This is a genomic window from Enterococcus sp. OL5, from assembly GCF_006491895.1.
Lineage (GTDB): Bacteria > Bacillota > Bacilli > Lactobacillales > Enterococcaceae > Enterococcus_D > Enterococcus_D innesii.
On sequence record NZ_VHIL01000003.1, the window covers coordinates 50,327 to 70,515 of the forward strand.

Annotated in this window: 18 protein-coding genes and 1 pseudogene; 3 read left to right on the forward strand and 16 right to left on the reverse strand. The window is 42.5% G+C overall.

From position 1 onward, the window contains the following. The first annotated feature begins 79 nt into the window (after nt 1–79). Nucleotides 80–748 carry a GntR family transcriptional regulator gene (locus tag FJU10_RS04510; RefSeq protein ID WP_140965264.1) on the forward strand — a complete coding sequence of 223 codons (669 nt, stop codon included), beginning with the start codon at nt 80–82 and terminating at the stop codon, nt 746–748. Between the two features lie 97 nt (nt 749–845). On the opposite strand, the pseudogene FJU10_RS04515 reads toward FJU10_RS04510, so the two are convergent. Both FJU10_RS04515 and FJU10_RS04520 read right to left on the reverse strand, forming a co-directional pair. After that, nucleotides 846–1,683: pseudogene (locus tag FJU10_RS04515) on the reverse strand (YitT family protein). A 65-nt stretch (nt 1,684–1,748) separates the two neighbouring features. Next, on the reverse strand, nt 1,749–2,669 hold the full coding sequence (locus tag FJU10_RS04520) for a cation transporter (protein ID WP_140965266.1): 921 nt from the start codon (nt 2,667–2,669) through the stop codon (nt 1,749–1,751). Between the two features lie 324 nt (nt 2,670–2,993). On the opposite strand from FJU10_RS04520, the gene FJU10_RS04525 reads away from it, so the two are divergent. Both FJU10_RS04525 and FJU10_RS04530 read left to right on the forward strand, forming a co-directional pair. Beyond that, nucleotides 2,994–3,785 (forward strand): L-threonylcarbamoyladenylate synthase, encoded by a 792-nt coding sequence (locus tag FJU10_RS04525; RefSeq protein ID WP_189372235.1) that lies wholly within the window; start codon nt 2,994–2,996, stop codon nt 3,783–3,785. Nucleotides 3,786–4,446: 661 nt separating this feature from the next. Beyond that, nucleotides 4,447–4,764, forward strand: a complete 318-nt coding sequence (locus FJU10_RS04530) for an RNHCP domain-containing protein (protein WP_010749914.1) — start codon at nt 4,447–4,449, stop codon at nt 4,762–4,764. 206 nt (nt 4,765–4,970) lie between these two features. Here the strand turns inward: FJU10_RS04530 and FJU10_RS04535 are convergent, their stop codons facing one another. From FJU10_RS04535 to FJU10_RS04600, 14 genes are all read right to left on the reverse strand, one after another. After that, a complete protein-coding gene (locus FJU10_RS04535; RefSeq protein WP_140965269.1) occupies nt 4,971–6,740 on the reverse strand; it encodes an ABC transporter ATP-binding protein in 1,770 nt (589 codons plus the stop codon). Between the two features lie 2 nt (nt 6,741–6,742). Next, nucleotides 6,743–8,452, reverse strand: coding sequence for an ABC transporter ATP-binding protein (locus FJU10_RS04540; protein WP_140965270.1), 1,710 nt, complete (start codon nt 8,450–8,452; stop codon nt 6,743–6,745). Nucleotides 8,453–8,681: 229 nt separating this feature from the next. Next, nucleotides 8,682–9,083, reverse strand: a complete 402-nt coding sequence (locus tag FJU10_RS04545; protein WP_140965271.1) for an MmcQ/YjbR family DNA-binding protein — start codon at nt 9,081–9,083, stop codon at nt 8,682–8,684. 287 nt (nt 9,084–9,370) lie between these two features. Next, on the reverse strand, nt 9,371–9,988 hold the full coding sequence (locus FJU10_RS04550) for a LysM peptidoglycan-binding domain-containing protein (protein ID WP_008380639.1): 618 nt from the start codon (nt 9,986–9,988) through the stop codon (nt 9,371–9,373). A gap of 328 nt (nt 9,989–10,316) precedes the next feature. Further along, nucleotides 10,317–11,600, reverse strand: a complete 1,284-nt coding sequence (locus FJU10_RS04555) for a uracil-xanthine permease family protein (RefSeq protein ID WP_077452248.1) — start codon at nt 11,598–11,600, stop codon at nt 10,317–10,319. Nucleotides 11,601–11,640: 40 nt separating this feature from the next. Further along, on the reverse strand, nt 11,641–13,005 hold the full coding sequence (gene guaD / locus FJU10_RS04560) for a guanine deaminase (RefSeq protein ID WP_140965272.1): 1,365 nt from the start codon (nt 13,003–13,005) through the stop codon (nt 11,641–11,643). A gap of 252 nt (nt 13,006–13,257) precedes the next feature. Further along, the gene (locus FJU10_RS04565) at nt 13,258–13,533 is read right to left on the reverse strand and encodes a helix-turn-helix domain-containing protein (protein ID WP_005228477.1); all 276 of its coding nucleotides are present in this window, start codon (nt 13,531–13,533) and stop codon (nt 13,258–13,260) included. Continuing rightward, on the reverse strand, nt 13,520–13,888 hold the full coding sequence (locus FJU10_RS04570; RefSeq protein ID WP_060791427.1) for a type II toxin-antitoxin system RelE/ParE family toxin: 369 nt from the start codon (nt 13,886–13,888) through the stop codon (nt 13,520–13,522). Before FJU10_RS04570 ends, FJU10_RS04565 begins: the two co-directional genes overlap by 14 nt. 169 nt (nt 13,889–14,057) lie before the next feature. Beyond that, entirely contained in the window at nt 14,058–15,392 is a 1,335-nt protein-coding gene (locus tag FJU10_RS04575; RefSeq protein WP_140965273.1) for a hypothetical protein, read from the reverse strand. Nucleotides 15,393–15,548: 156 nt separating this feature from the next. After that, nucleotides 15,549–15,890 (reverse strand): PTS lactose/cellobiose transporter subunit IIA, encoded by a 342-nt coding sequence (locus FJU10_RS04580; protein ID WP_061053195.1) that lies wholly within the window; start codon nt 15,888–15,890, stop codon nt 15,549–15,551. A 1-nt stretch (nt 15,891) separates the two neighbouring features. Continuing rightward, nucleotides 15,892–16,191 carry a PTS sugar transporter subunit IIB gene (locus tag FJU10_RS04585; RefSeq protein ID WP_010749922.1) on the reverse strand — a complete coding sequence of 100 codons (300 nt, stop codon included), beginning with the start codon at nt 16,189–16,191 and terminating at the stop codon, nt 15,892–15,894. A gap of 28 nt (nt 16,192–16,219) precedes the next feature. Further along, on the reverse strand, nt 16,220–17,485 hold the full coding sequence (locus FJU10_RS04590) for a PTS sugar transporter subunit IIC (RefSeq protein ID WP_008380631.1): 1,266 nt from the start codon (nt 17,483–17,485) through the stop codon (nt 16,220–16,222). Between the two features lie 15 nt (nt 17,486–17,500). Next, nucleotides 17,501–18,286 carry a tyrosine-protein phosphatase gene (locus FJU10_RS04595; RefSeq protein WP_077452002.1) on the reverse strand — a complete coding sequence of 262 codons (786 nt, stop codon included), beginning with the start codon at nt 18,284–18,286 and terminating at the stop codon, nt 17,501–17,503. Between the two features lie 3 nt (nt 18,287–18,289). Next, nucleotides 18,290–20,170: a BglG family transcription antiterminator gene (locus FJU10_RS04600; protein ID WP_077452004.1), complete on the reverse strand. Its 1,881-nt coding sequence runs from the start codon at nt 20,168–20,170 to the stop codon at nt 18,290–18,292. Between the last annotated feature and the right edge of the window lie 19 nt (nt 20,171–20,189).

Sequence of the window (20,189 nt, forward strand, 5' to 3'; positions counted from 1 at the left end):
TCAAAACTATCCCTAGGCACCTTCCTTCAGAGTTTTTCTTTAGAAGGGAATTGAATGCCTGATACAGAAAGAAGCGTTTATGTTGAACCCTACAAATTTTCAATCACAAGCTTATGAATCAATCAAAGAGTTGATCTTAACCGCCAAACTGATTCCCGGTCAAAAAATATCTGAAAAGGAATTGGAGCAACGGCTAATCATTGGCAGGACGCCGATCCGTGAAGCAATTATTCGTCTGCGCCGTGAAGCACTGATCCATGTCGTTCCCCAAAGCGGCACCTATATTTCTAAAATCAGTATCAAACAAATTGAAGAAGCTCGTTTTGTCAGAGAGACGCTTGAAAAAGAAGTATTCGTAGCTGCCTGCCAAGCCGTTACAGAAGAACAGCTGAAAGAATTAGAAAAACTCGTTATTTTGCAGCGGACCTATGCCCAATTGAAGGATGAAATCGAGTTTTTCCAACTCGACGAGGCCTTCCATCAGTTGATTTATAAAATCGCCGACAAAGAAAATGTCTGGAATTGGCTACAAACGATCAATCTGCCTTTAAATCGCTTCCGCTTCTTACGTTTAGAGGTGGAGGAATTGTCTTGGGAAATTATTTTGCGGGATCACGAAGAAATCTTAGACACTTTAAAAGAAAAAGACCAAGCCAAAATTGCTCCCTTGGTCGGACAACACATTGATGTCATTGATAACGATTTGATTTTTGTGGAAAAGGCCTTTCCCGATTACTTTACGGAGTAAAGCTATTTGAAAATCATGGACCCTAAAAACCACCCTCGTCGAGTAGATAGCCTACTTGACGAGGGTGGTTTCATACGCTGAACAAGCGAGAATACGCTCATTCGATTGGGTGATAACTAAAGCCTTGGCCCAGTACTTCTGAGACATTATTGACGATCACAAACGCTTTTGGGTCAATGGTCTCAATGATTTGTCTGATCTGCATAAACTCTTGGTCGCTGGCCACGATCAGCAACACTTGCTTGTCGGCTTGCTGGTAACCGCCTTGGGCAGCCAATAGAGTGGCACCACGAGCTGTTTTATCAAAGACCGCTTCTCGAATCTCGTTCACGTGGTTCTCACTTAAGATCATAATGGATTTCTTCCGGTTAAAGCCCGTTTCAATGTAGGTCATCACACCAGAGGTGATCACGATCGATAATATCGCAAACAAGAACTCTTCAAACCCGAAAACGAACAAGTTCATGGAAACAACGATCGCATCGGTCGCCAGCAAGCCAATCGCTGGATTCAAATTAAAGTATTTCTTGAAAATCAGCGGTGGAATCGTTGTGCCGCCGCTGGAAGATTGATTTTTGTACAAAATCGCTACACCTAGAGCAAAAATCGCACTGCCAAATATCACGGAAAGCAGCCGGTCTTCAGCAACCATATATTCTGGTACTAAGGCAATTGCTACTGGAAAAGCAAAACTACCATAGAGGACTTTCAAAAAAGGCCCCTTCCCTAAGAAAGCATAAGCCAGAATAAGCATAAAAATATTCAACACCATAATAACAGCTGCTCGATCCCAACCGAGTGCTGACTCTAATAAAATACCGATTCCGCTGACACCGCCAGCTGCCACATGATGCGGGCCTAAAAATAAATTGATGCTTGCCGCTAGCAAAAAAAAGTGCTGCGGTAATTTTTCCATAAGTTTTCAGAATTGTCATTTGTTTCCTCTTTTCTCTGTCATTTTCACAAGTTGATTCCGTCAGCGACCGCCTAGCAGCCATTCTTACTCCTCACTATACGCCCATTTGATGTCTCCGACAAAATTTATGTTTAGCCAGAGGGAATAACCGGAAATCTGTTGGCTGATTGCTTGATTCAATCGTTCTCGCAAGGGATCTTGCCGCCCTACTGTATCGAGAGGAGTTGCAGGTAAAATCACTACATCTAATTCCACAATGACTTGATTGCCGACTTTGGCGGTACGTAAAACAAAGTCCACCACTTCTTCTGCGCGCAATTCTTTTTCAACGATCGTCATGATCGTTTCTCGCAGTTCTTCTTTTGGAGTAGAAGAAGTCAATTCTAAAATCGCTGCTTTCAACTCTTTTATCGAAAGCTGGATAAAGAATAGGGTGATCCCGATGGAGATGATTGGGTCGACATACATCGCGAAATCTCCATAGGGACTGGCTTGAATCAGCCAGGACAAAAGAAACGAACCGACAACACCCAGACTAAAGAAAAAGCCGAAACGCCATTGTTCTAGTTCCACCCAATAAAAGGGATGAGTCAGTGGTTTCTTTTTTAAGTACAGGTAAAAGGAAAAGCAGTAGATCGTTCCAACCAGTGAGAAATACAAACCGATTGGATCAATCATGCCGTCACTAACGTGTAACAAACTAAAGGCAGACTCAATAATCCCATAAATTGAGATCAGCAGGATGATACTATATTGAATAAATACCACTAATGGCATCAATGCCTCTTTACCGAATGGGAAACGTTCAAAATCTTGGGCTTGGATATATTTTGCTACATATAAAGCAATTAGCGACATCACTGCACCAATCAATGTATAAACTCCATCTAACAAGAGAACGTTATAACTGACCAGTAACCCAAAAAGCAAGGCACCGCCGCCATAGATACTCCCAGCGACAATCGAGGCCAGCAAGAGCTTGCGTATTTTTTTCTTTTCACTCATGATATTCCTCTTTCTTTTTTTCAAAAAAACTATCAATTTGATTGCATTCTTCTATCTATAAGCCTATCTTCCCATATAAATAACATAAAAAACAGTCATTTTTCATTTACAAAGCGGAAAAAAATAGTGTTGCTGTCACTCACTCTTCCTAGTCCTCGTTACAGATCCTCGATTTCCCCGGCCTATTCTTTTTACATTCTGGTGTAAATCCCCTTGACTACGCAGATTGATTCCCTTATCATCAAGGGTAACCATATTCAATCAGAATTTTCAGAATATTCCGTTATATTTTTCATAACGGCGATTCATTGGAAGACAGGGAGGATGAAGAGAGTGAATGAAGCAAAACAAGTCCCATGGACAGGAGAACCCAACCAACGAGCGATCAACTATTTGAATGAAGAAGGCAAAGTGATCGTCTGCCCCACCAAAGTCGGCTATATTATTGCCGTCTCTGATAAAAAAGGGCTGGAACGCAAGTTTTCGGCAAAGAATCGCAAACGTAATAAACCAGGTGTCGTTCTTTGCAGCTCATTGGAGCAGCTACACGAACTAGCTGAATTAAATGCGGAAACCGCCGCTGTTTATGAAACGTGTTGGAACAATGACGTGTTATTCGGCGCGATTTTGCCTTGGAAAGAATCAGGAAAAGCCTATATCCCAAACGATGGCTCAGAGGAATTGATGACGGACGTTCGGGGAACTAGCTGCTTCGTGATTAAATTTGGAGTTCCTGGCGAGCAGATTTCTAAAGAGCTTTGGGAGCAGAATAAGAAGTTGCTTTTCGCCAGCTCAGCGAATCCTTCAGGCAAAGGAAATCGCGGACTTGTTGAAGGGATCGGCGAACAAATCGCTCAAGAAGCCGATCTGATCATCGAAGGCAACGACTATGTTGCATCGATCCAACCAGACAAAACGCTGGAAACCCGCTATGAGCAAGGAGTCATGGTTTCTTTCGTTGATCAAGACGGCAACTTGATTCCAGAGCAAGGAGACCAACGCTCCATCACGCCAGCACCTGTCTTGATCCGTAAAGGACTCGATGTTGAAAAAATCCAAATGTACCTTTCTGATCAGTTCAACTCATGGGACTATCGCCACGGGGAGTACTATTAATCTTTCATCGTCAACAAAGAACCGAAGAACCAGCTAGCTGCCTCCTTTCAAGGAAAAAACGCTCAGCTCGTTCTTCGGTTTTTCTATCGCGCCTCATACATTTTTTTGCTACTGTTCCGTTTGAATCTTCAGCTTTCTAGTTAGCGGAAGACCTCATGGCATTCCTTTCATTCAATTACCCTTTCTCCAGGCTATGAGTCAGTGTCTCTTCTTTTATGAATAAAATTCAACTGGAAGCTATCTACTTATACAAAAAATATGAGCATTATATATAAATCATTATATTTTTTACGAAAAACGAATCCATAATTAGGATCAATATTTTTATCTGTTTTAGAATTCCAATTCTTTCTCTGCTATAATATCCTCATAAACACATAGGAGGGACTCTATGAAAAAGCATTCCTCAATTGCTTTCTAGGGGACGACGCCAATGACAGTGACTTTGAACTACACTTACTGCTGGGTTGTGGGCTGCCGCAACACAGTGCTTAGCACAAAACGAAAAAACTAAGCGTGGTACGGATTGCGAAATCGCATGAAGCTGGAAGCAGAAGTAATCGTTACGGACGGTGAATGTGTCCCTAGCCAAAGAAGCCTGATGAAGAACGAACGGTACCCTTTTCTCTCAAAAGAAATCATTCTTTTGGAGGAAAGCAAAATGAGAAAAGATGAAAACACGACCTTTGTTTGTAAAAACTGCAGTACGCCTGTTGCCCCCTTGACCAATGGTTCTTACCGCAACCATTGTCCCCAATGCCTCTACTCGTTACACGTGGATATTCGCCCGGGTGATCGTCAAAATACTTGCCATGGCCTGATGCGACCGATCGACTATCGCCAACATTCCAAAAAAGGCTATCAGCTGCTGCATGAATGCACTCGTTGCAAAAACCAGCAGTGGAATATCGTGGCACAGGATACGCAACAGCCAGACCATTTTATTGAGTGGTTGGCACAAACCGCTGCGTATCACTAAAAACCAAAGAAGACCATGCTTCAGGCTGGTCTTTTTTTGGTTATCAGAACAACGGACCCCTTATACCACTAACTGCTCATAGACATTGTGGTCATAAGAAGCGCTTACTCTAACCTAAAAAACAGCCCGCTGTTTCGTCGATTGGTTGACGAAATCAGCGGGCTGTCCTGCTAGTGTCTTCTTAATGATTTTACGTTGGTTTGCGCTTATTCAAAAACGAATTGATTGTGATACAGTTCCGCATAAAAGCCGTCGGCAGCCACCAACTGATGGTGATTGCCTTCTTCAATGACTTCGCCGTCCTTCAAGACAACAATACGATCGGCATTCAAAATCGTCTTCAAGCGATGGGCGATCACAAAACTGGTTCGTCCTTTGATCGCTTCATCCATTGCTCGTTGAATTTTCGCTTCGGTCACGGTATCAACGTTACTGGTGGCTTCATCCAAAATCAACAATTCTGGATTGGTCAAAATCGTTCGGGCAATACTCATCAATTGTTTTTGACCAGTACTGAAAAGATTGTTCTCTTCGGTGATCTCCGTGTCATAGCCTTTTTCCAACGTCATAACAAACTCATGGATATTGGCTTGTTTCGCTGCTGCAATGATTTCGGCTTCAGTCGCTTCTGGTTTCCCAAAAGCAATGTTTTCACGAATCGTCCCTGAGAACAACACGGATTCTTGCAAAACGATCCCCACTTGAGAACGCAGCAGATCCAAGTCTAGCTCCCGGATGTCGATGCCGTCAAAGGTCACAGAACCACCATTCACATCATAGAACCGATTCAACAAGTTCATGATGGTCGTTTTTCCAGAACCAGTCGGCCCGACCAATGCGACCATTTCCCCTTTGTTGACCGTGATCGACACATCTTTCAGGACCAATTGTTGACTGTCATACCCAAAGTCCACATGATTCAAAGCAACCGCCTCTTTGATGCCCTTCACTTTGATCCCGTCTTTTGGTTTGACTTCATCAGGTTCATCAAACATTTCATTGATTCTGCGCGCACCGGTGATCGCTAACTGAATCATGCTGTAACCAGAAGAGATCTGCATCAACGGTTGGTAATATTGCTGCGAATACTGGACAAAGGTCACAACTAATCCTAAGGCAACGGAACGTTCTAAGTCACCGTTCAATGCTAACCAGCCACCAAAGAAAATCACGATTGCCGTGTTCAACAAGGACATCCCTTGCATCAAGGGGAAAAGCAGCCCAGAGTAGACTTGCCCTTTGTAGGTAGCTTCGCGGACTTGTTGGTTGTGGACCAAGAAACCGTCGATGGTTTCTTCTTGCAGTCCATTGGTGATGATGATTCGTTGACCACTGATTTTTTCATCGATATAGCCGTTTAATTTTCCGACTTCATCTTGCTGCAGATCGACATATTTGCGGGCTTTTTGGATCACGATCACCGCGATCAATACCGCAATCGGGGTAGAAGCAATCGTTGCCCATGCCAATTCAACGTTTTGACGGAACATCATGATCAAGATTCCGACCATTAAGACTACATTGGTCAGCACTTGCAACAATGCTTGATTCAGACTGTTTTGGATGTTATCCAAGTCACTGGTGAAACGGCTCAAAATATCACCGTCTTGATGGGAATCAAAGAATTTGATCGTCAATTTTTCCAGTTTATTGAATAAGCCGATCCGCATTCTGTTGGTTGATTTTCCCACCACTTGCGTGAACAAGATACTATAAACAAAATTGGCTGCACTGGCTAAGACATAAAAAATCAACAATTTCCAAATGATTGATAGAAAAGCCGATTTATCATCGATCCCCTGCATCAAACCACCAACATAATTCGCCAACTCTTGGAACGCTTCTCCGACAAAAACTGGTGCTTGCACTTGCAGATACGTTGCCAGAATCACCGTTACAAAAATGAATAGAAACGACCACTTGTATTGTTTTAAGTAATGATAGAAAAATTTACTCGCTTTGAACAAATCTGTCATGGTTACTCCTCTCCTTTCTGTGTTGCGAAGATTTCTTGATAGATGGCATTGTTATTGGCTAAAAATTCATGGCTTCCTTCACCAACCAGACGTCCATTATCTAAAACGAAGATACGGTCGGCTTTCACAACAGAGGCAATCTTTTGCGCGATAATGATTGTTGTCGTGTCTTTTAATTGTTTTTCAAACGCTTCGCGAACCAATTTCTCCGAACGCGCATCTAATGCACTCGTACTATCATCCAAAATCAAAATTTTCGGTTCACCGATCACGCCTCGAGAAATCGATAAGCGTTGCTTTTGTCCTCCAGAAAAATTGCTGCTGCGCTCGGAGACCGGCGCTTCAAAACCCGCTGTCAATTTTTGAATAAATTCACTGGCTTGGGCGATTTCTGTTGCCCGAGACATCTCAGACTCTGAAGCATCTTTTTTCCCTTGCCGCAAGTTTTGGGCAATCGTTCCTGAAAAGAGGATCGCTTTTTGCAAGACAAAGGCGACCGTTTTACGCAAGCTTTGTTCATTGACTTCTTTTAGGTCAACGCCGCCAACCCGCACGACACCTTCCGTTGGGTCAAACAAACGGGGAATCAGCTGCGCCAGTGTTGATTTGCCGGCACCAGTCGCTCCTACGATCCCAATCATTTCGCCAGGTTTGATGGTAAAACTGATATCCGTTAGGGCATTTTTTTCATCCCCAGGGTAACGGAAGCTGACGTTTTCAAAAGCGACACTTCCAGACAATTCTTGTTCTGGGACATCTTGGTATTGCAGATCCGGTTCGGTATCTAGAATCTCTTTGATCCGTTTTAGCGAAACTGCAGCCCGTGATGTCATCATCATCATCATGCCGCCGATAATGATCGCCATCATAATTTGCATCAAATAGTTCATGAATGAGGCAATTCCCCCAATCAAGGTTGGGTCATCTTTCGCTAGATCACTGACAAAGAAAATCGCGCCGACCACTGCTAAGTTGGCCGCCAGCATAAAGGAGGGGATCATTACAGAGAACAGGGTTCCTACAATAATATTATGCTTCGTTAACGTTTCACTGACTTTGGAAAAGCCTTGCAGTTGGTTGTCTTCTTGGACAAAGGATTTCACCACACGAATCCCCATCAAATTTTCTTTGGCGATCCCGTTGATTTTGTCGATCAAGTTTTGGATGATCATAAAGTGTTTCCCCATCCGTGTAAAGGAGAGTGCCGTAATCACTAGAACAGCGATAATCAGTAAGACGATGATCCACCACAGTTGTGGCATGGTTGCCATCGCCAAAATGAAGGCACCGATAAATAAGAACGGGATGCGAAACAACGATTGTAGTGAGATCATCACTAAGTTTTGAATTTGCGTGATGTCATTGGTCAAACGCACCACTAAGTTTCCTGCCGAGAAGGTTTCGATATTACCAAATGAGAAGGTCTGGATTTTCCGAAACATTTCTTCTCGAATATCGGCGCTAACGCCTTGCGCCACTTTCGCAGAAAAAACCGTATTGATGATCCCTGCAACAAGGCCTAGCAATGCTAGCCCAATCAACTGCACACCAATTTTTTTCATTTCATCATTGTTTTCGGTAATAATTGACTCTAGCACTTGCTGCAAGAGCTTTGGCTGCCATAATGCAGCAACGACCATTAAAATGACCGATAATAAGGCAATGCCAGTTGCCGCTTTGTACTTTTTGACATGGCGTAAGACCAGATCCATATACGTACCACTCCTTTGTGTTTAGCAGAAAAGACTGCCAAAAAATTTCGGTTGCACAACAATTTACCATGGATCACGACTAGAAACAAGCGAACAAATAAAACAAAAAGAGCTTTCATGAAAGCTCTTTGAAAATATTGCATAAATGTTGGCGAAAATAACGAATAATAAAGGGATTATGATGATCCTCAAGAGGGTCTTCCTTATTTTCTGTCGCTAAATCTTTGACTTACGATTCGCTGTTTTCCAGCTCACTTTTTTGTTTTTTTGTCAGTTTTTGTTTGACTAGATCGTAGGAAACCAAAATCATTTGTTCGATGTTTTCTTCCATCAAGGCATCAGATGCCAACTTGATGGTATTCCAATGGGTCTTATTGGCATAATACCCCGGAATGATGACGTCAGGAAATTGCTCTCGCAGCGTTTCGTTGACCTCGGGCAGATTTTTCAAAGTCAAAAACGCTGTTTCTTCTGCTTGCGGACTCATGATCCCAAACTGTTTTCCTACTAAATCAAAGTAGATTGCATCCCAATCTTCGCGGTAATAGACTTTGGCTCCCGGCAAACCTTCCCCAAATGCTTGAAATCGCTGCATTTTTTGTGCAATTTTATCTTCAATCGATGTACTCATTGTGTTTCCCCCACTTTCTGCTATCAAAACCGCCATTTTCTGTCTCAATTTTGACAGATTGAATCGCTTTCTGCTCTATTTCCTACTATTATACATGGTTGTCGTGGAAAAAGGGATTTTTTATCAATGGCATGTCGCCTGAAAATGACTCTTGAGAGTGGCATGCGGCGTTACATTCATTCATCTCTCTCAGAAGATACAAAAAAGCCCTCATCAGCGAGTAAGATGTACTCGCCAATAAGGGCAATTGATTACTAGATGTCATGGACAAGATTCATTTTAGAATCTTAGTACCAACCATTTGCTTCCCAGAATGCTTTGGCAGCAGACCAAGAACCATAACGTGATGCAACATATTCATCGGCAACCTTTTCTTGGTTAGCAGCTGAATAGTCACCATTTAAGTAAGAGTTGGTTAATTGGTAACGACCGTAGTATTGTCCGTTTGTCGCTGTGTAAGAACCACCAGATTCTTTGTTTGCGATCCATTCTTTTGCTGAAGCTTCTGAGCCGCTAGCTGAAGAGCTATAGCTTGAGCTGCTTTGAGTGCTTGCAGCAGCAGATTGTGTGTTGCTTGATTGTGAAGCTGCTGGTTCACTTGGTTGTTGGACACTTGCTGCAGCAGTCGTGTTTGCAGATTCTGTATAAGTTGCAGTGCCATCTGTAGGGATGATCAATGCTTCCCCAACAAAAATCAAGTTTTTATCAGCAATCTCGTTTGCTTCAACGATCGCATTGATCGTATCATCAGAGCTATAACCATAAAAGTTAGTAGCGATTGTTGATAATGTATCACCAGATTGAACAGTGTATTGTTCGTCTGCAAAGGCGTCTTTCCCACCTAAGAAAAGGCCGAAACCGGCAAGGACAGCTGTACTAAGTAAAACAGTTTTTAAAGACTTCATATAATTAAATCTCCTTCTTTGAAACTCATTTTGCGTCATTTGAGATGACTCAAGCGCATAAACAAGTCTAACACCGAAGAATATTTCATAGGTAAAGAAATCATTACAGATGATTACGAAAACGACAGTTGCCTTACGTTTCGTAAGAATCGGAAAAGACTATCATATCAAGCTTTTCTCTGCTGTAATTTTTAACATTACAGTTATTTTGTTTTTAGGTAAACCAGTTAACCTTAGAAAACCTTTCCTATATTACAAAAAACCCTCTTTTTACACAGGATTGTAACAAAAGAAGGAACGAGACAAGGTCTCATTCCTCATTTACTTCCTATTTTTTCTTCACTGGGATCAATTTATTCATGACGATCGCCGCAATAGCGCTTAAAGCAATCGGTGAATCTAATAAATATTGTAAGAATTGAGGCGCAGATTCTTTGATTTCTGCTGGCAGAAACAACAAGCCGATGGCAATAATCAACGGTACCCCGATAATATACAACTCCCGCTCGGAAAACTCTTCATTCTTAATGACCCGAAAGCCGCTCAACAAAATAATGACGCAGACGACCGCGAACACGCCGCCGATGACAGCAGAAGGTACTGCGTGAATCAAGGCTGAAAGTTTTCCCATGAAGGACAATAGGATAAACCAGACAGATGCCATCACAAAGACTTTTTTACTAGCAACCCCTGTGATCGAAATGATCCCTGCATTGGTAGAATAACCAGTCACAGGGGTCGTTCCTACTAAGGCGGCAACCAAGCAGCCTAATCCTTCGCCGATCACGCCTTTATTGATCTGTTCATCCGTAACAGGTTCTTCTGTCACAGAACTGACCGCATACCAAGTTCCTGTTGTTTCTGCTAGGAGCACCATATAGATCACTAGCATCGTTAAGATTGCTGAAACATCAAAGTGCAGGCCATAGTTTAGAAATACCAGTTTTGGCAGACTAAAGAAAGAAGCATCCGCCACCGACTGAAAATCAACGCCCCCCATAAAGGAAGCAATCACGGTACCGATAACCAATGCAATAATGACTGAACTGATTCGGAAGTATTTTCCCATTCCCGGAAAATAATCACCTAACATAGAAAACAAGATCAAAATCGCCGCAGTAATCGCAGCTAACAACATGTTTTGATTGGCACTTAGTGTTTCAGTGGCAGGATAGATATTGCTGGTAAATGCCGTTGGCAGCAGCGTCAAACCAACGATCATAATGATCGTCCCACTCACGATCGTAGGAATAAAATGACGAACGATATACTTATAAATGCCCGTAAAACCTAGTAAAATGACTGCTGCAGCACCAACAATGCTAGCTCCTAACACCGTGTCCATACCGTTGGCACCAAAATAAATACCGATGATCGCTCCAACGGGTACAAAGGATGGTCCTTGACATACGGGTAATTTCAAGAAAAAGAGGACTTGGATCAAAGAAGCGATCCCTGCTCCTAAAAAGGTCGATTGGATCAAACCTGATGCGTCTGAAGAGGACATCGCCACCGCCGTTGCGATAATAAATGGCGGCACATACACGTCCATTGCCAACACATGCTGCAACCCTAAAAGTACTGCTTGACCAAAGGGAATGTCTTCATTCATTCCGATCGTTAAATGTTTGTTTTTCGTTGATTCCACTGTCTCATTCTCCTCGTTTTTCGTGTACTTTTTTTCCTTGGACCCAGACTTGGCGAATATTTTGCATCGTTGCTAAGTACAGGATTTTTTGTAATCTTGCTTCGGGTGAGGTGAACACACCGAAGTCAGGCAAAGGATTTTCTTTTTGTCGCGTATCGATCACTTGCACATCAAACGCATAACCTTCTTTGATGACACCTACAGGTAATTTCAGTGCCTCACCGCCGCCTTTTGTCGCCAATGAGAACGCATCGATCACGGATATACGAGAATCAGCTACTCCTCGTGTGTTTTGGGGAAGCGTGACGTCTACACCATCTTCTAACATTCTCGAAGACATCACAGCTTGTTTGATGTTGTCATACAAACTCGGTGAAAAACCACCGGAGATATCCGTCCCTAACCCAATCGTGACCCCTTGCTCTTTCAAGCGCTTGATTGGGATCACACCATTGGCAAAGTAGGCATTTGAGATGGGACAGTGCGCAACTGCGGCGCCGCTTTCGACAAAACGGGCGCCGTCAGCTGGGCTGATGAAATTGCCATGAGCCATCACTGCTTTTTCTCGCAACAAGCCGAAATCTTGCAGCACTTCGGTATCCGTTTTGCCAAATCGTTCTTGAACAAAGTCATGTTCCCATTGCCCTTCACTGCAGTGGGTCTGAACATGGACATCATACTTTTCAGCCAATGCGCCTAACCCTGCCAAGCCTTTATCGGTACAGCTGGGGACAAATCGCGGAGTAACCACAGGATAAACGCCTTGAGGTGCAGTCTTTGAGATTGCTTGTACTTCTTGAATAAAACGTTCTGTATCCGCTAATGCCTCTTCTGTTGACGCGTCCCGATAAAAAGCAGGATTGGCTTGGGGATCGTCCATAACGACTTTTCCGACTAATCCCCGTTGACCAAGAGCGGCACAAGTCTTCGCCAATTGAAGGCTCGCTTCTAGATGGATCGTTGCAAAATAAAGAACCGTTGTCGTTCCTCTAGCTAACAGCTGTGCCACCAAATCCTGATAGACAGCTTTGGCAAATGCTGGATCGGCATATTTTGCCTCCAGCGGAAACGTGCATTCATCTAACCAGACATTTAACGGTTCATCTAACGCGATCCCTGCTTGCGGCCATTGTGGTGCATGGACATGCAGATCGACAAACCCTGGTAAAAAACACTGGCCTGCAGATAAAGTCTGCAGATTCTCTGATGCTTTCGCCAGCTCTGACTCATACCCTTGATCTGTTTTAGCAGTGACTTTTGTGATGATCCCTGCGTCATCGACTTGAATCAAAGCTTCTTCTATATACTCCAATTTTCCATCACTTGGCGTATGGAAAACATCTCCTTTAAAATAGCGAATGGTTGCCATTTGTTTGATTTCCCCCGTTCTCTAAGACATTGTCAGGAAAAAGCCGTTCATTTAATGTTCCTTTTTCACTAACACGATGTTCTTATTTTAACGCTATTCGAAAATAGTGCAATAAAATTCACTATCATAAAGGAAGATAAAACGCTGAACGTTCGGTTTTTATGCGATTTCAAAAAAAGACACCGTCTAGAAATAAGACAGTGTCTGCTTTTTGAGAATATTCGCTTGGTTTATCTATAACTAAGGCGTTACCTAAACTAGACTAACGGTCAGGGTTTTTCCGAGGGCGGAAGCAAGTTTGGATAATGTTTCGAAACTTGTATTATCCCCTCTCTCAATACGTGCAATGGTTGACTGAGGAACAGCGGCGAGCTCTGCAAGTTCTCTTTGTGTGAGTCCTGCACTTTCTCGCGCTTTCATCAATGCTACAGCACTAGCAAGTTTCGCTTTTTCAGCTTCATATTCAGCTTTGAATTCAGTGTCTTTCATTTTTTCTTTTAAAAAATCATTGAATTTAACTGTTGGCATCTTTGATCTCCTCCTCAAATTCTTTTCGGATCTCTATCGCTTTTGCTATTTCTTGAATTGGCGTCTTCTGCGTTTTCTTGGTGAAACCATGGGTAATAATGAATTTAGAACCTAGCCAATGAAAATATAAAGCTCTTTGAATGTTTCCTCCAATTCCTGATCTCAGCTCAAATAGGTTATCTCCCAGTTTTTTCACCCATTTCATTTTTTGAGCGATCAGTATTCCATGTTCTTCCACATTCGCAATGACTGCTAACATTTTTTTCTGGTCTTTCTCAGGTAACTGTTCAAAAAACTCAATAAATTCATTGTGTCCATTTGGTCGCTCATAAAACTCAAACTTAGGTTTGTCCATATACAAATGATAGCATATATGCCATCATTTGTCGATTCAAGTTACCGTTCATTATTCTTTCTTAGACTTTATTCCCTATAATTGGTTTCATCTTTTTTTCTAGTTGATACAAAACTACTTAACATTCTCTTTGTCGATGAAACCGAATCAACTCCAAATCATTTCTCCATCATTTTTCTTTACGATTCCTACGAAAAACCACCAGTCCACCTACTAGCAAACACAGTAATCCTGCAATCGAGCCCCATTTTGCTGGCTCTAAAAAGCTTTGGATCCTTGAGGTTTGATTCGTTGCCGTCGTTCCTGATAGCTGAAACAAGAAAGCCAGCGGCTGATGTTCAAAACGAAGAATGACAAATAGGAGTGTCATCAAAAGAAATTGATGTACCAGACTTCCTTTGCTTTGTGTGGCATACTTGGCTAAGCTCTGCTGTTCAATTGCTTCCGGTTTTGCCGCCAAATACTGTTTCGTGAGCCATTGATTCAATCCCGCATTAAAGAAACTAATGACAAATAAACTTATTGGGATCAAAAGATCGCTGCTAAATAGAAGAACACCAACCATCAATCCAAGCAAATACGCCGGTACTAACTGTTTTTCTAGCAAGCGTGCGAGTTTTCCTCCGAGAAACATTGCGCCAAAGAGGCCCAGTGCATAAGGCAAGTAAACGTGAGTACTGAGCGCTTGTGCCCCAAATCGACCGGTAACATAGACCGAGCCGAAAAGAAAAAGAAAGTTACCGATCACTCCCCGAATAAAGGTGAGGATGTTCAAGTGAAGCGGCTGTCTCCACGACTTACTGCGTTTCGTTAAAGTGATCAGCAGCAAAGCAAAGAGAAACAAGAAACCAGTGATCGCCCACTCAAAGAGGGCATTCGACTTGATCAGCCTGGCTGCTCGCAAGCCAAACAGTAAGAGAAAGAAAAAGAAATACAACAAAAATTGCTTGTTGAATAACTGGTTGCGCTGCATCAGCGGTCTTTTCGGTAGGTTTTTGAAGGTTTGACTACTCTTAGCCGCAAGCACAAAGAGTGCAAGATAACTGCCAAATAGACCAATGCCTTGAAGGTCATCAGGCAACCGTAAGGCAAACAATAAAACGAAAAGAAAGAACAGCGCCTCCTTCCAATCATTTTTCAGCGGCTGTTCAGTGAGCTTGGCTTTTTGGCGTACCATCAGGTCAGCTGGCGGCAACCAAGAAGCACTGATCCCCAACAAACCAGCAGCTGGCAAGAGTGCAGCGCTCCACCGAGTGCTCAAGATACCTACCAATGCGCCGGCGCCGCCGATCAAGACACTGGCTGCTAAGAGCGATGGTGCGAAAAGCGCCGTAAGCGTCTGTAAGAAAAAGACCCCTGTCATGCGAAAGGTATAAAAGAGCGCAAAGGCTAATGCTGCACTTAGCGACTGCTCTTTGCTCAAAGATAAAAAATAAAGATACGGGATGATCGTGATCGTATTGCTGATGATCAAAAGTGCGGTATGGGATTTGAAAGCTTTCATCGTCCGACTCCTTGGTTTGATTTAAGGTTCCATCTTTCTTCTATCCTACACCTTCAAGCAATCCTGTCAACTTGCGTGTCAAATTTAAGCAAAAAGAAACCAAGTGTGTTGTCAAAGGACTGACACTTCGTTTCTTTTTCTTATTGCGATTTTCGGTTAGGAGCCAGTAGACTGAATCGTTTGCTTAATTGCCTGAATTTCTTCATACAACCCTTGAAACTCTTTTGCAAGCTCACTCATGATGTCTGCGCTCATCAAAAGATCTTCCGCATGACTTAATAGTAAGGACATCCAAACTTTGTCCCCTTGTGCTTCTTGTTGAACTAACTTCCGATGTGCCAAATGGGCTTCATGATAGTGTTCTTTTCCTTTTTCGATTGCTTGCAGTGCAGCCAGATTCTGGGCTTCTCTTCCTTTTTGAATACTTTCAAAAAAGCAACTTCTTGCCATACCCGCTTGCGAGATAATCTGAAAACAAATTTGTTCTTTTTCTTCCATTCTACTCTCCTATTAGTTCAAGTGCTTGTTCCAATGCTTTTTTTCCATCCATCATGCCATAGGTGCGCATGTCGATACTGGCTGCTGGACAAGCAACTAAGCCTTGGACTTCATTTAATCGGTAAGAAACTTGCGGTCCTAACAGTACGCAATCAGCATCTTTGGCTGCAGTCGTGACCGATTCAATGGAGAACGCATCGATCGCCACCGTTTCTCCTTTTTCTTGCGCTGCTTTTTTCATATTATTTACTAAGACGCCAGTAGACATGCCGCCAGCGCAAACTAATACTATTTTTTTCATCATTGTTCCTCCATTTTCTCGTTATTTGTTACTCAACGACTGCCGCTTGGGTTTGCAGATTCTTTTCTTCAGCGAGTGCTGCTTTGTCTTGCAGACGCATAAAAGGGATGTAGATGATGACACATAAGACAAATTGAATCAATTGTGCAATGATCCCTTGCCAGCCATTCACTAAGAAGCCACCGAAAATAATCGGAAATCCAGTTGGGATATTGACTCCATTGTGATAAGGCAAAAAGCCGACAATTGTTAAGAGATATGCTGACAACACGGAAACAGCCGGTGTTACCATCAAGGGAAGCAGCATTCTGATATTCATCACCTGAGGAATCCCAAATTTGATTGGCTCAGAAATACCAAACATGGAAGGGATCAAACCAATTTTACCAACAGCTTTTAGCTGCTCTGATTTGCAGCCAAAAATAGCCAATAAAGCGACTGCAAATGAACGAGCCCCGCGATTGTTCAAAATAAACCCAATCGTAAACAAATGTGGTAATGCTTGGCCGGCACTGTACGCCGCCAGATTATCAAGCCCTGGTTGGTAAAAGACCAACATCAAGATCGGATAAACAGCCAACACTCCGTGAATGCCAAAGAACCAAAGAAATTCGATAAACGCCACAATGATCATACAAGCAAAAATATTCGCTCCTAGCAAGGTCAATGGAGCTTGTACCCAAGTATAGATCATATCTGTCAGCGTGCCGTAAGGAGTTGCCGCCATGCCCACGTAAATGATGCCCATAATGGCGGAAACAATAATTGCTGGCACGATCGCTGCAAAGGATTTGTTGACGATCGGCGGTACCGAATCCGGCATTTTGATCATCAAATTCTTCTGTACACATAAAATGTAAATTCTGGCACCCAACAATCCGCCAAACATGGCGACAAACATCCCACCGGAACCAAGGGTCGACAACTCCATCGTACGGGTTTCTTCTAAAGTCGAAATCGGACTCAAGATCAAAAATGATACCAAACTCATGATACCGGCATTTAGTTGATCCGCATTTAAATGCTCGGCTAATTTATAGCCAACTAGAAAGGCGACATAAACGGAAACGACATCGATCGTCATCGCGTTGACTTGGGTTAATAATGCTTTCAAACCGATTTGTTCCATTATCTGTTGCGTTGCCCCGATGTCGATCGCATTGATCAAGGAAGCAATGGAACTGATCATCATGACGGGCATTAAGCCCATCATTGCATTGGCAATGGCTTTCATATAAATATTGTTTTGTACTTGAACGGCTGCAGCTAGTATTTTATCTTTCAGTGTATTCATAAGGTCCTCCTTCACTTAATCCCGCAAGTATTTATCTTTAAGCAGCTGGATTTTCTGCTGTGAAAAACCCAGTTCTTCTTTTACATACGTTTCAATCCCCCCATGAGCCTCAATCAAATCCAAAGCGGTTTGTAAAAAACACCGATCAGCTTCTTTGAAGTATCGCATTGCTGCCACAAAATCGGGGTTGTTCGTTTCTTCTTGTATCAGCTTGAGACTCTTGGTATTTTTCTCCCTTTTGTACTCGTTGGTCAGCAGATAATCTTCCATGACCTCTTCATAACTGACACCCAACAGTAACTGAATCAGGGCAACCCCATACCCGGTGCGGTCTTTGCCACCACGGCAGTGCTGAACCACTGCACCTTCAGCTTCCAAATGAATGTCCAATACTTCTTTAAAAACGGTCTTGCATTGACTGTTTTCAACAAATTCATAATTTTGCCGAATCATCAATTCTTTTGCAACTTCGGCGGTGATTTTTTCTGCAGAAAGCGCCATTGGCTCCCCTTCTTCTGAAGAAGCTAAAGCAGCAATATCAGCAATTGGCGTCAAATAAAGGATCTGAGCATTCCCAATGGGTTTGTCTTCATTGTCTGCTCTTTCTTGGGCATTGCGGTAGTCAATAATTTTCTCAATTCCCAGAGCTGCTAATTTTTTCTGATCGGCTTCTGTCAATTTGCTCAATTCGTCTGAGCGGTATAGTTTTCCAGTCACTACGTATTTGCCCTCTTTGGTCCGATAGCCGCCAAAATCGCGAAAATTATACGCACCTTCTAAGGTTACTTTTTCATTTGTCATATACTACTCCTTTAAATAATTTATGAACGTCATAAAGTCCGTTGTCGCAGCTAGTTTGTTTACTTTATCCAACGAAGAACATTGTTTGATCAAATGATCATTCAACGGTTTCACTTTTAAGTGATCTTGTTCAGCAATCACTAATAAGAAAACGAGACGAACCGTCTGTTTGTACCAGAACACTGGCTTTTTCAAGTTTGCAACGGCAATCACCGTTTCTGAACCAATCAGTGCATTGGGATGAGGGAAAGCGACTGACGGCAAGAAATCGGTTCCAAAAAAGGCTTCTCGTTCAAAAACTAAGGTTTCAAAATTCTCAGGCATTGAATACTGTTCTTTGATTTGTTGGCATAAAAAATGCAACACCGCTTCTTTTGTTTCAAATTCTTGTTCACAGATGAATAACGATTCCTTAAAGTAGTTCAAAAGCACTTCTTCTGTGAAGACAGCGGCCAATGCGGCTTCGATCTTTTTGATCATATCCGGTTGCATAAAATAATCAACATTCATAACAGGAATCGTTCCTTCGTAAGGAAGTGGAATCGAAGAAAAGATAAAATCGAACTCCTGCTCTTCGATCATTTGCAAAAATTCATATGGATTGCATACCGTGACTTTCTTGATATAATTGCGAAAATAAAACTCAAATTTCTCTTTAAGGAAGGTATTGGCCGCTCGGCCGAGGTCATTGACCACTAAAATATATTTGCGCTGTGTTTGCGAATCTTTCTTATTTAAAGCCACATCAAAGTGCATCGCCAAATAGCTGAGTTCATGATCACTGATGGTCTTTTCAAATTGCTTTGCAATGACTTGACCGGCAATGATGGCTAAATCATAAGCGACATTACAGTGTACCTTCACCTCATTCAACAAAGGATTTTTCAGCTCGATCCCCAATTCGATCCGATCGATCAGCGGAGCAAAGTGCAACATCAACATCGTTTGCAGATCCAAGTCTTTACTGAAATCGATTTGGCGGCTTTCCTTGATCGCTTTTAAAATTTTGCTGACCAATTCTGCTGCTTCATCTGAAACAGTCATCTTTTCATTTCTAGGGACTACTCGTTTGCCAACGATTTGCCCTAAAACATAATTTCGCTCGTATTCGGTAAATTGTACAGCACACTCTTTTTCAATTCTGGCGATGATTCGCTCTCCTAGTAATGTCTGTTCATCATTGGTCCTGCCGCTGATCGGTAGGTTTCGATCTAAGTAGCGGCCGCTTTGCATGCGTAAGACAGCGATCGCTAAATGATTTACCAGATTGTTCAAAATAGCCTCCGACATGGGGTAGGCTTTTTGCGAAAACTCCGACGAAACGATCGCTTTTATCTGCTGGTGAAGAAGCGACGGTGTATCTTCGCTGATTGTGCCCTCTTCTAACTGCTTGATATGGGTTCTTTGCAAATAATTACTAGCCATAAACCGTCTCAAATCAAATTCGCTACCGCTAAGTTTCATTCCGTAATACGGCTTCGTTTGAATGGAGAGCTGGTAATGGCTTAGTATCCGTCGCAGCTTTTTCAATTCTTGAGATAGCTTGCTTTGAGAAATGAATAAGCGTTCGCAAAGCATTTCGGACTTAATATACGTTTCTTCTTGAATAAAGAATTCAATAATTCTAGAAACAAAGTCGTCATTGTGGGACGCTTGTTCTTTCCTTCGCTGAAAAGCTTCTTCGTTCGTTATTTGTAAATACAACCCACTCCCTTTTTTCGCTTGAATCATACAACCGTATCGTTCATGATGCTGGTTGATTTCTTCTGCATAACGGCGAACGGTTTTCCTGCTAACACCCAACTCGGCAGCAGCCGCTTTACTCGTCATAAAACCGTCATGCTCCGAAAGTGTTCTTAACAACAATAGGCTTAATTTTTCCATCTCTCTCTCCCTCGCTTAC